We start from the raw sequence: 11,764 nt of genomic DNA on the forward strand, positions 1-11,764 counted from the left end.
GGTCCTAGTGGGCCACCGCGGCCGCGCCGTGCTCGTCGACGAGCGCGCCGGTGGTGAAACGGTCGAGCGAGAAGGGGGCGTTCAGCGGATGCGGTGTGTCGTGGGCGATGGTGTGGGCGTAGACCCAGCCGACGCCCGGGGTGGCCTTGAAACCGCCGGTCCCCCAGCCGCAGTTGAGGTAGAGGTTGTCGACCGGGCTGAGGCCGATGATCGGTGAGGCGTCGGGGCTGACGTCGACGATGCCGCCCCAGGTGCGCAGGACGTGGGCGCGGGCGAAGACCGGGAAGAGCTCCAGGGCCGCCGACATCTGCTCTTCGATGATGTGGAAGGCGCCGCGCTGGGTGTAGGAGTTGTACGCGTCGATGCCCGCGCCCATCACCAGCTCGCCCTTGTGGGCCTGGCTGACGTACACGTGGACCGCGTTGGACATGACGACCGTCGGGTGCACCGGCTCCAGCAGCTCCGACACCAGGGCCTGCAAGGGATGGCTCTGGACGGGGAGTTCGACGCCCGCCATGGCCGCCAGGACCGAGGTGTGGCCCGCCGAGCAGAGCGCGACCTTGCCCGCCGCGATCGGGCCGCGGGTGGTCCGGACCCCCACCACCCGGTTGCCGACGACGTCGAGGCCGGTCACCTCGCAGTTCTGGATGATGTCGATCCCGGCGGCGTCGGCGGAGCGGGCGAGGCCCCACGCCACGTGGTCGTGCTTGGCGATGCCCGCGCGCGGCTGGTAGGTCGCGCCCAGGACCGGATAGCGCACGTCCGGGGAGATGTTGACGATCGGGCAGACGTCCTTGACGCCGTCCGCGTCGAGCCACTCGGCGTCCACGCCGTTGAGGCGGTTGGCCTCGACGCGGCGCACGCTGTCGCGGACGTCCTGGAGGCTGTGGGCGAGGTTCAGTACGCCACGCTGGGAGAACAGGATCGGGTAGTCGAGCTCGTCCGCCAGTCCCTCCCACAGCTTGAGCGCGTGCTCGTAGATGCCGGCGCTCTCGTCCCACAGGTAGTTGGAGCGGATGATCGTGGTGTTGCGGGCCATGTTGCCGCCCGCCAGCCAGCCCTTCTCCAGCACGGCGACGTTGGTGATGCCGTGGTTCTTCGCCAGGTAGTGGGCGGTGGCCAGGCCGTGGCCGCCGCCGCCCACGACGACGACGTCGTACGAGCGCTTCGGCTCGGGGTTGCGCCACAGCCAGTCGGGGTGTTCGGGGAGCTCGGCGCCGGGGGTGCGGGGGCTCATCGGGCGTCTCCGTCCTCGGACAGGTGCGGGTAGAGCGGATGCTTGGCGGCCAGGGCCTCCGTGCGGGCACGCAGGGCGGCCACGTCCGGCTCCGGCTGCAGGGCGAGGGCGATCACGTCCGCGACCTCGGCGAAGTCCGCCTCGGTGAAGCCGCGGGTGGCCAGCGCGGGGGTGCCGATGCGCAGGCCCGAGGTGACCATGGGCGGGCGCGGGTCGAAGGGCACGGCGTTGCGGTTGACGGTGATACCGATCTCATGGAGCAGGTCCTCGGCCTGCCGGCCGTCGAGCTCCGAGTCGCGCAGGTCGACCAGGACCAGGTGGACGTCCGTGCCTCCGGTCAGGACCTTCACCCCGGCCGCCGCCGCGTCCGCCCGGGTGAGGCGTTCGGCGAGGACGCGGGAGCCGGCGAGTGTACGGGCCTGGCGTTCGGCGAACTCCGGTGACGCGGCGACCTTGAACGACACCGCCTTCGCGGCGATGACGTGTTCCAGGGGGCCGCCCTGCATACCGGGGAACACCGCGGAGTTGATCTTCTTGGCGAGGTCGGCCTCGTTGGTGAGGATGACGCCGCCACGCGGGCCGCCGAGGGTCTTGTGGGTCGTGGTGGTCGTGACGTGGGCGTGCGGTACGGGGCTGGGGTGCAGGCCCGCCGCCACCAGTCCCGCGAAGTGCGCCATGTCGACCATGAGCAGGGCCCCCACGTCGTCGGCGATCCGGCGGAAGGCCGCGAAGTCCAGCTGCCTCGGGTACGCCGACCAGCCCGCGATGATCATCTTGGGGCGGTGTTCCTTGGCGAGGTGCTCGACCTCGTCCATGTCGACGAGGTTGTCCGCCTCGGACACGTGGTACGGCACGACGTTGAGCATCTTGCCGCTGTAGTTGATGCGCATGCCGTGGGTGAGGTGCCCGCCGTGTGCGAGGTCGAGGCCGAGGACGGTGTCGCCGGGCTGGAGCAGGGCGAAGAAGACGGCGGTGTTCGCCTGGGCACCCGAGTGCGGCTGCACGTTGGCGAAGCCCGCGCCGAAGAGGGACTTGATCCGCTCGATGGCCAGCCGCTCGGTGACGTCGACGTGTTCGCAGCCGCCGTAGTAGCGGCGGCCCGGGTAGCCCTCGGCGTACTTGTTGGTCGCGACCGAGCCCTGGGCCTCCATCACGGCGGTGGGCGCGAAGTTCTCGGAGGCGATCATCTCCAGGGTGGACTGCTGGCGGTGCAGTTCGGCGCGGAGCGCGGCGTGGACCTCGGGGTCCAGCTCCGCCAGGGGGGTGTTCAGCGCGTTCATACGGCGTTCGCGTTCCTCTCGGCGGCCTCGACGACATTGGCGAGCAGCATGGCCCGGGTCATGGGACCCACGCCCCCGGGCATCGGGGCCAGCCATCCGGCGACCTGGGCGGCGTCCGGATGGATGTCACCCACCAGTCCTTGTTCGGTGCGGGTGATGCCGACATCGAGGACGGCCGCGCCGGGGCGCAGCATGTCCTTGGTGATCAGTCCGGGGGAACCGGCGGCCGCGACGACGATGTCCGCCTCGCGCACGTGCCAGGCCAGGCCCTTGGTGCCGGTGTGGCAGAGGGTGACGGTGGCGTTCTCGGACCTGCGGGTGAGGAGGAGTCCGATGGGCCGTCCGACGGTGATGCCCCGGCCGATCACGCACACCCGCGCTCCGGCGAGCGGCACGTCGTGGCGGCGGAGCAGTTCGACGATGCCGCGCGGCGTGCACGGCAGCGGGGCCTCGACGCCGAGGACGAGCCGGCCGAGGTTGACGGGGTGGAGTCCGTCGGCGTCCTTGGCCGGGTCCATGCGTTCCAGTACGGCGCCCGCGTCGAGGTGGCGCGGCAACGGCAGCTGGACGATGTAGCCGGTGCAGGCGGGGTCGGCGTTGAGTTCGTCGATCGTCTCCTCGACCTGCTGCTGAGAGGCGTCGGCGGGCAGCTCCCGCCGAATGGAGGCGATGCCCACCTGGGCGCAGTCCCGGTGCTTGCCGCCGACGTAGGCGTGGCTGCCGGGGTCGTCGCCGACCAGGACGGTGCCGAGTCCCGGCGGGCGGCCCGTGGTGACGGCCAACTTGGCCACGCGCTCGGCGAGTTCACGACGGATGATGGCGGCGGTCGCCTTGCCGTCAAGGAGTTGTGCAGTCACCCGGAGTTCCTTCCAACGAGCTGTGGCTGAGCGCCCATAAGGGGCGCGGGGCTGTGTCGATCAGCGGCTTCGCCGCAGGGCGCGACCAGCCCCAACGAGGCCGCACACGAACACTCAGCCACGAAGACGGGACATCGTCGGGTCGAACAGAGGCTCCTCGGCGACGACGGCCTCGACGGACTGGTCGAAGTACCCGATGTGCACCACGGTCCCCGGAGCGGCCAGTTCCACCGGCAGCCACGCATAGGCGATGCCCTTGCCGATCGTGTAGCCGTACGCGGCACTCGTGACGTATCCGACCGCACAGTCGCCGTCGTACACGGGCTCCTTGCCCATGACGACCGCCTTCGGGTCGTCGATCGTGAGACAGGTCAGCTTCCGCCGTACGCCGGCCTTACGGCGCTCCAGCGCCGCCTTGCCGATGAAGTCGTCCTTGTCGAGCTTGACGGCGAATCCGACTCCTGCCTCGTAGGGGTCGTGCTCGTAGGTCATGTCCGTGCCGAAGGAGCGGTAGCCCTTCTCCAGGCGGAGGCTGTTGAAGGCGCCGCGGCCGGCCGCGATGCCGCCGAGCGGCTCGGCCGCCTGCCACAGGGTGTCCCACAGTTTCCCGCCAAGGTCGGCGGTGGTGTACAGCTCCCAGCCGAGTTCACCGACATAACTCAGCCGCATCGCGGTGACGGGGACGGAGCCGATGTGGGCGCGCTTGGCGCGGAAGTACTTCAGGCCACTCGCCGAGAAGTCGGCGTCGGTGAGCGGCTGAAGGACGTCGCGGGCGCGCGGGCCCCACAGACCGATGCAGCAGGTGCCGGGGGTGATGTCGCGGACCTGGACCGTGCCGTCGGCGGGGAGGTGGCGGGCGAACCAGTCGAGGTCCAGGTTGCCGTTGGCGCCGACCTGGAAGAGGTCGGGGGCCAGCCGGGCGACGGTGATGTCACTGCGGATGCCGCCGTCGTGGTCGAGGAGCAGGGTGTACGTCACCGAGCCGACGGACTTGGCGACCTTGCCGGTGCACAGCCGCTCCAGGAACTCGCCGGCACCGCGCCCGCTGACCTCGAGCCGCTTGAGGGCCGTCATGTCGTACATCGCGACGGTCTCGCGGGTGGTCTGGGCCTCGGCGGCGACGATGGGCGACCAGTACCGCGCGGCCCACTCGTTGGGGGTGACGATGGAACGGCCTTCGACCAGGCCCGCGTTGGCCTCGTACCACTGGGGGCGCTCCCAGCCGTTCGCCTCCAGGAAGAAGGCGCCCAGCTCCTGCTGGCGGGCGTGGAACGGGCTCGTGCGGATCGGGCGCGGGTCCCCCGACGGCTGGAGGGGGTGGAGGATGTCGTAGACCTCGACGAAGTTCCGGCAGTCGCGGGCGAGCACGTACTCCGGCGAGAGCTGGTGCGGTTCGAAGCGGTTGACGTCGCACTCGTGCAGGTCGAACGAGGAGCAGTAGCCGTCGACCAGCCATTCGGCCATGGCCCGTCCGACGCCCGCGGAGTGGGTGACCCAGACGGCCTCGGCGACCCAGAAGCCCTTGACGTCTGGGGATTCGCCGAGCAGGGGCAGGCCGTCGGTGGTGAAGGAGAACAGGCCGTTGATGCCCTCTTCGACCTTGGCGTCCTTGGTCGCGGGGAGCAGCGACTGGGTCTCGCGCCAGGCCTCCTCGAAGTCCTCCTCGGTGAACTTCAGGACGGACGGCATCGCGTCGGCCTCGTCCACGGAGAGGATGTCGTCGGCCGAGATGGGCATCGGGCGGTGGCCGTAGTAGCCGATGCCCAGGCCGTCGAAGCGGTCGCGGTAGTAGAGGTCGGCGTCCTGGTGGCGCAGGATCGGGCGGACCGCTTCCTGCGTCTGGCCCGCCAGGGCCGGTACCGGGCCCGTCCAGGCGAGTTGGTGGGCGAGCGGCGTGAGCGGGAGGTTCATGCCGGCCATGCGGGCGATCTTCGGGCCCCAGATGCCGGCGCAGCACACGACGATGTCGGCGGGGATCTCGCCCTGGTCGGTGAGGACGCCGGTCACCTCGCCGTCGGCCCGCCGGACGTCGAGGACTTCGTGACGGGCGAGGAAGCGCACACCGCGCTCGGTGGCCCGGCGGATCTGGGCCTCGACGGCGAGGACCGCCTTCGCGAGGCCGTCCGTGGGCACGAGGAGGCCGGCGAGGACCTTGTCCGGGTTGACGAGCGGGTGCTGTTCGAGGCACTCCTCGGTGCTCAGCAGCCGGGACTCGATGCCCCAGGAGGCGAGCCAGCCGTGGCGCCGCTGGAGTTCCGTGACGCGCTCCGGGCTGGTCGCCACCTCCAGGCCGCCGACCTGGAGGAAGCAGGGCTGACCGTCCACATCGAGTGAGCAGAACTTCTCGACGGTGTAACGGGCCATCTCGGTCATGGTCTTGGAGGGGTTCGTCTGGAAGACCAGGCCCGGGGCGTGCGACGACGATCCCCCGGTGGCGGGCAGCGGGCCCTGGTCGACCACGGTCACTTCGGTCCAGCCTCGCGCGGAGATCTCATCGGCGAGCGCTGCTCCCACGACGCCCGCTCCGATGATGACCACCCGGGGTCCCGCCATCGCCGCACCTCCGACGTTGAAAGCCATCCAGTTGCTGTCTGCGCAACAGGGTTCAGGTTGCGCAACTCAATGTGCCCGCCGTGGACAGGCGTGTCAAGGGGTCCGCGACGCCGGAAAAACCCCCGGGAGCGGCAGGGCCGAATCACCGGAAAACGACGAGGCCCGGCAGGCTGAGGACACAGCCTGCCGGGCCTTCCCGGCGGGATTCACCAGGGCGGTCGTGCGCGCTACTTGATCCAGGCGTCGACCTTGCCGCGGTTGGCCTCGACCCACTTCTTCGCCGCGGCCTCGGGCGCCATCTTGTCCACCGCGATGTACTTGGCGACGGTGTTCTGGTCGTCGTTCGTCCAGGTGAACTTCTTCACCAGGTCATAGGCCGGGCTGCCCGACTTGGCGAACTTGGCGCTGACGATCTTGTCGAGTTTGTACACCGGGTAGTCGCAGGCGACCTTCTCCGCGTCGGCGTCGCAGCCTTCCTTGTACTCGGGCAGGCCGACCTTCTTCAACGGCACCTCGGACAGGAACCACTGCGGCTCGTAGAAGTAGCCGATCACCCATTCCTTGTTCTTCTCGGCGTTGCGGTACGCCTGGATGAGCGCGGTCTCGCTGCCCGCGTACACCACCTTGAAGTCCAGCTTGAGGTTCTTCACCAGGGCCTCGTCGTTGGTGACGTACGAGGGGTCGCCGTCGAGGAGCTGCCCCTTTCCGCCCGACTCGGAGGTCTTGAACTTCGACGCGTACTTGTTCAGGTTCTTCCAGTCCAGGATGTCCGGGTGCGCCTTCGCCAGCCACGGCGGCACGTACCAGCCGATGAGCCCCTCGTTGCCGGTCGGGCCGGCGTCGACGGCGGTCTTCTGCTGGGTGATGTACTTCTTCTTCAGGTCGTCGTGGCCCCAGTTCTCGACGACGGCGTCGACCTCGCCCGTCCCGAAGCCCTGCCAGGCGATCTCCTCCTTCAGGTCCTTCTGCTCGACCTTGCAGCCGAGGTCGTGCTCGGCGACGTAGGCGAGGACCGCCGCGTTCGCCTCGTAGCCCACCCAGGGGTTGATCGCGAGGTTGAAGGTGCCGCACTTGCCCGAGCCGCCCGAGCCGCCCGAGCTGTCGTCGCCGACCTTCGCGCCGCCGCAGGCCGTGAGGGTGAGGCCGAGTACGGCCAGGCCGGCCGCGCCGGCTCTGAAGTGTCGTGCCATGGTGTGGTGCTCCTTATGCGCCGGCGCGGCGAGCCGCTGCCTGAGTGATCCGGTCGAACATGACTCCGAGCAGGACGATGGCCAGCCCGGCCGCCAGTCCCTTGCCGTACAGCTGCCCCTGGGAGAACCCGGCCACGACGTCGTAGCCGAGGGCACCCGCGCCCACGAGGCCGCCCACCACGACCATCGACAGCACGTAGATCAGGCCCTGGTTGGTCGCGAGGGTCAGGGCGCCCTTCGACATGGGCAGTTGAACCTTGGTGATGATCTGCCAGGTGTTGCACCCGGTGGACGTCGCCGCCTCGACGGTGGTCTCGGGCACGGCCCGTACCCCGTCGGCGATGATCTTGATGGCGACCGGCGCCGCGTAGACGACGGCGGCCACGATGGCCGTGAACCGGGTCGCGCCGAACAACGCGAGGAACGGCACGAGATAGACGAACGGCGGCATGACCTGGGCCGCGTCCAGGGTGGGCCGGATCAGCCGGTCCACCAGGGCGCTGCGCCCCATCCACACCCCGACCACGACGCCGAGCAGCATCACCAGCACCGTCGCCACCGCGGTGGACGCCAGCGTCGTCATGGCGTCCGACCAGACACCGGTACCGACCAGAAGGCCCACGCACACGACGGTGGTGGCCCCGGCGCGCCAGCCGCCGAGCACTGAGCCGACCGCGACGAGGGCGGCGCCGACGAGCCACCACGGGGAGTCGGTCAGCAGGGTCTGGAACGGATTGAGCAGGCCGTTGGTGAGGGCGTCGCGGAAGGCGTTGGTCAGGCCCGACAGGTTGTCCTGTGCCCAGGTGGTCACATCGGCCGCCGTCCTGGCGATGCCGCTGCCGAGTCCGCCCTCGCCGGGGAACTCGGCCGCCCATATATAGGTGTGCGACAGATACACCAGCACCGCCGCCGCCACCGCGCCTGCCGCGAGCAACTGCCGCCGCCACTTGAGGAAGGGACTGTCCGAGCCCCGGGCCGTCTCGGCCCGGCCGCTCGCCGCGGTGGTGACCCGGTCCAGCACGATGGCCATGACGACGATGGCCAGACCGGCGTTGAAGGCCGTGCCGACGTCCAGCGACTGCAGGGCCTGGATGACGGTCGCGCCCAGGCCGGGCGCGTTGATCAGGGCCGCGATGGTCACCATGGCCAGGGCCGCCATGATGGTCTGGTTGACGCCCATCACCACGGTCCGCTTCGACATCGGCAGCAGGACCTTCAGCAGCGCCTGCCGCCGCGTCGCGCCCATCGAGTCCGCCGCCTCCACCGTGGCCTGTGGTACGGAGCGGATGGCGTGCGCGGTGATGCGGATCGCCGGTGGTGCCGCGTAGATGGTGGTGGCGATCGTGGCGGAGGCGGGACCGATCAGGAAGAACAGGGTCAGCGGCGCCAGATAGACGAAGGTGGGCATCGTCTGCATGAAGTCCAGGAACGGCGTCACGATCCGGTTGACCCGGTCCGACAACCCGGCCCACACCCCCAGCGGGATGGCGAACAGCAGCGCCACGCAGACCGCGGAGAGGGTCAGCGCCAGGGTGTCCATGCTCTCCTGCCAGAGCCCTTGCAGGCCGAGGAAGGTGAAGCCGGCCACGGCCAGCAGCGCGACCCGCCAGTTGCCCACGGCCCAGGAGACGTAGCCGACGACGCCGACGACACCGAGCCAGCCGACCTGCGGAACCGGGCGGCCCGGGGTCGGCTGCGAGATCAGATCCTGCACGAAGGTCACCAGGGAGTCGATGACCAGCCGGATCTCGTTGAAGAAGTAGAGGAAGAGCGGGTTGGAGTTGCGGTTGGCTCCGATCGAGTCGTTGACGTCGTTGAACCACCGGTGCAGATCGGTCAGGTCGGCCGCGGCCAGGGACAGGGTCTGCTTGCCGCGCAGCACGGCGAAGAGCACCAGCCAGAGCAGCAGGATCCCGGCCACCACCACGGCGCGGTTGACCGTGCGCACGCGCCGGGCGGGAGCGGGCGGCTCCACGGCCACGGTCTTCTCCGGTTTCTCGATCGCGACGGTCATCACGCGTCGCCTTCCTGCCCGGCGACCACCGCGAGGATCTCCTCGTCGCCGACGATGCCGAGCAGCTTGCCGTCCTCCACGACCTTGACCGGCTTCTCGGCCGCGAGCACCGCCCGGGTGGCCTCCTTCACCACGACGTCGGGGCCGAGCTCGGGACCGTCCAGCGGGTCGTCGGGCTCCGCCGGACGCATGATCCACCGCAGGGTCAGTACGTCCCCGCGCGGCACGTCCCTGACGAAGTCGCGTACGTAGTCGTCGGCAGGGGCTCCGACCAGTTCGTCGCCGGTGCCGCACTGGACCATCCTGCCGTCGCGCATGATGAGGATGCGGTCGCCCAGCCGCAGCGCCTCCGACAGATCGTGGGTGATGAACACCATCGTCTTGCCGACCTCGTGGTGCAGCCGGACGACCTCGTTCTGCATGTCACGGCGGATCAGCGGGTCGAGCGCGGAGAACGGCTCGTCGAAGAGGAGTACGTCCGGATCGCCGGCCAGTGCGCGGGCGAGACCCACGCGTTGCTGCATACCACCGGAGAGCTGGTCGGGGTAGGAGTTCTCGTACCCGGAGAGCCCGACGAGTTCGACGACCTCCAGCGCCCGTCTCATGCGCTCCGCCCGGCTCATGCCGCGGATCTCCAGCCCGAACGCCACATTGTCGACGACCCGGCGGTGCGGCAGCAGCCCGAAGTGCTGGAAGACCATGGAGAACTTGCTGCGGCGCAGTTCGCGCAGGCGGCCCGCGTCCGCGTCGCGGATGTTCTCGCCCTCGAAGAGGATCTCGCCGGCGGTGGGTTCGATGAGCCGGGTCAGACAGCGCACCAGGGTGGACTTGCCCGAGCCGGACAGGCCCATGACGACGAACACCTCGCCTGGCGCGACCTCGAAGTCCACGTCGCGCACGGCGGCGGTGCATCCGGTGCGGTCCATCAGTTCACGGCGGGTGAGCCCGCGCAGCTCCGCGGAGCCCGGCACCTGGCCCGCCTTCGGCCCGAACACCTTCCACAGCTCGCGTACGGAGATGACCGGGTCGGGTGCCGAGTCCTGGGGCGTGCCGCGCCGCTGCGGCACCTCGGTCGTTGCTGGGGTCATGTTCGACCTCTTTTCGGCATTCAGCCGCGGAACCAGTGCTGCGGCCGGGGTTGGATGTTCTGCCAGATGTGTTTGGGTTCCCGGTACTCGTCCAGGCCGGTCGGGCCCAGCTCGCGGCCCACGCCGGAGTGCCCGAACCCACCCCATTCCGCCTGCGGCACATAGGGGTGGTAGTCGTTGATCCACACCGTGCCGTGGCGCAGCCGGCGCGCGACCCGCTGGGCCTTTCCGGCGTCCTGCGTCCAGACGGCGCCGGCGAGTCCGTACTCGGTGTCGTTGGCGATGCGTACGGCGTCGTCCTCGTCGGTGAAGCGCTCCACGGTGAGCACGGGCCCGAAGGACTCCTCGTGCACCACCCGCATGTCCTGACCGCACTCGTCGAGCACGGTGGGCGGGTAGTAGTGGCCGTCGGCCAGGGCCGGATCGTCGGGCCGTTCGCCGCCGCAGCGCAGGACGGCGCCCTCGGCGAGTCCGGCCGCGACGTACGCCTCGACCTTCGCCAAGTGCCGCGCTGAGATGAGCGGGCCGGTCTCGGCCCGCTCATCGAAGGGGCCGCCGAGCCGGATCCGCCGGGCGCGGCGGACCACCTCGTCGACGAACCGGTCGTGCAGCGCGTCCTCGACGATCAGCCGGGCGCCGGCCGAGCAGACCTGGCCCGAATGCAGGAAGACGGCCGTGAGCGCGAAGTCCACGGCCGTCTCGAAGTCGGCGTCGGCGAAGACGACATTGGGGTTCTTGCCGCCGAGTTCCAGCGCCACCTTCTTCACGGTCGCGGCGGCGGTGGCCATGATGCGTCTTCCGGTGTCCAGGCCGCCGGTGAAGGAGACCATGTCGACGGCGGGGTCCTCGGCGAGCGGTGCGCCCGCCTCGGGCCCGGCCCCCAGGACGAGGTTGGCGGCACCGGCCGGGAGACCGGCCTCCTCCAGTGCCTTCATCAGCAGGATGGACGTCGAGGGCGTGAGTTCACTGGGCTTGAGCACGATCGTGTTGCCCGCGAGAAGCGCGGGCGCGACCTTCCAGCTCGCCTGGAGCAGAGGGTAGTTCCAGGGGGTGATCAGTCCGCACACACCGATCGGCTCGTACACGACGCGGCTGACGGCGTCGTCGCGGCCGGTGTCGATCACCCGGCCGGCGTCGGTGCCGCCGAGTCCTCCGTAGTAGCGGAAGCAGGAGACGACGTCGGCGATGTCGTACTCGCTCTCCACCAGCCGTTTGCCGGTGTCCAGCGATTCGGCGCGGGCGAACGCGCCGGCGTCGCGTTCGAGGAGGTCGGCGGTGCGCAGGAGGAGCGCGCCGCGCTCACGCTCGGAGGTGCGCGACCAGGGCCCCTCGTCGAAGGCCCGGCGGGCCGCTGCGATGGCCGCCTCCGTGTCGGGGCGTGTACCTTCGGACACCGTCACGGAGAGCGTGCCGTCGGCGGGGCAGCGGATGTCCCGGTGGCCGCCGGCCCGGGGATCCCGCCATTTTCCATCCACGTACAGATCTGCCACGTCGAGGGCCCTTCGAGCGAATTACGTTGCGCATCGCGCACCGTATTGCTTGTGG

At 70.0% G+C, this 11,764-nt stretch carries 8 protein-coding genes; all 8 read right to left on the bottom strand.

Features of this window, described 5'->3' with window-relative positions; genetic code table 11:
- Positions 1–4: 4 nt before the first annotated feature.
- The 8 genes from ACFY9E_RS19740 to ACFY9E_RS19775 all read right to left on the bottom strand — a co-directional run bounded on the left by ACFY9E_RS19740 (position 5) and on the right by ACFY9E_RS19775 (position 11,709).
- The gene (locus ACFY9E_RS19740; RefSeq protein ID WP_193478683.1) at positions 5–1,237 is read right to left on the bottom strand and encodes a sarcosine oxidase subunit beta family protein; all 1,233 of its coding nucleotides are present in this window, start codon (positions 1,235–1,237) and stop codon (positions 5–7) included.
- Positions 1,234–2,517, bottom strand: a complete 1,284-nt coding sequence (gene glyA, locus ACFY9E_RS19745; RefSeq protein WP_390985461.1) for a serine hydroxymethyltransferase — start codon at positions 2,515–2,517, stop codon at positions 1,234–1,236. Before glyA ends, ACFY9E_RS19740 begins: the two co-directional genes overlap by 4 nt.
- Entirely contained in the window at positions 2,514–3,374 is an 861-nt protein-coding gene (locus ACFY9E_RS19750; RefSeq protein WP_390985464.1) for a bifunctional methylenetetrahydrofolate dehydrogenase/methenyltetrahydrofolate cyclohydrolase, read from the bottom strand. Before ACFY9E_RS19750 ends, glyA begins: the two co-directional genes overlap by 4 nt.
- Before the next feature lie 114 nt (positions 3,375–3,488).
- Complete coding sequence (locus ACFY9E_RS19755; protein WP_390985466.1) at positions 3,489–5,927, bottom strand: FAD-dependent oxidoreductase; 2,439 nt, start codon at positions 5,925–5,927, stop codon at positions 3,489–3,491.
- A 227-nt stretch (positions 5,928–6,154) separates the two neighbouring features.
- Positions 6,155–7,117: a glycine betaine ABC transporter substrate-binding protein gene (locus ACFY9E_RS19760; protein WP_390985469.1), complete on the bottom strand. Its 963-nt coding sequence runs from the start codon at positions 7,115–7,117 to the stop codon at positions 6,155–6,157.
- 13 nt (positions 7,118–7,130) lie between these two features.
- Positions 7,131–9,131: an ABC transporter permease subunit gene (locus tag ACFY9E_RS19765; RefSeq protein ID WP_390985471.1), complete on the bottom strand. Its 2,001-nt coding sequence runs from the start codon at positions 9,129–9,131 to the stop codon at positions 7,131–7,133.
- The gene (locus tag ACFY9E_RS19770; RefSeq protein WP_390985474.1) at positions 9,131–10,219 is read right to left on the bottom strand and encodes a betaine/proline/choline family ABC transporter ATP-binding protein; all 1,089 of its coding nucleotides are present in this window, start codon (positions 10,217–10,219) and stop codon (positions 9,131–9,133) included. Before ACFY9E_RS19770 ends, ACFY9E_RS19765 begins: the two co-directional genes overlap by 1 nt.
- 20 nt (positions 10,220–10,239) lie before the next feature.
- A complete protein-coding gene (locus ACFY9E_RS19775) occupies positions 10,240–11,709 on the bottom strand; it encodes an aldehyde dehydrogenase family protein (protein WP_390985477.1) in 1,470 nt (489 codons plus the stop codon).
- Positions 11,710–11,764: the final 55 nt, after the last annotated feature.

It is taken from the genome of Streptomyces sp. NPDC012466 (assembly GCF_042955215.1).
Classification (GTDB): Bacteria; Actinomycetota; Actinomycetes; order Streptomycetales; family Streptomycetaceae; genus Streptomyces.

Excerpts from the sequence above, each read along its gene's own strand:
- ACFY9E_RS19770 (WP_390985474.1), bottom strand. The coding sequence starts at position 10,219 with ATGACCCCAGCAACGACCGAGGTGCCGCAGCGGCGCGGCACGCCCCAG.
- ACFY9E_RS19740 (WP_193478683.1), bottom strand. The coding sequence starts at position 1,237 with ATGAGCCCCCGCACCCCCGGCGCCGAGCTCCCCGAACACCCCGACTGG.
- glyA (WP_390985461.1), bottom strand. The coding sequence starts at position 2,517 with ATGAACGCGCTGAACACCCCCCTGGCGGAGCTGGACCCCGAGGTCCAC.
- ACFY9E_RS19765 (WP_390985471.1), bottom strand. The coding sequence starts at position 9,131 with ATGACCGTCGCGATCGAGAAACCGGAGAAGACCGTGGCCGTGGAGCCG.
- ACFY9E_RS19755 (WP_390985466.1), bottom strand. The coding sequence starts at position 5,927 with ATGGCGGGACCCCGGGTGGTCATCATCGGAGCGGGCGTCGTGGGAGCA.
- ACFY9E_RS19760 (WP_390985469.1), bottom strand. The coding sequence starts at position 7,117 with ATGGCACGACACTTCAGAGCCGGCGCGGCCGGCCTGGCCGTACTCGGC.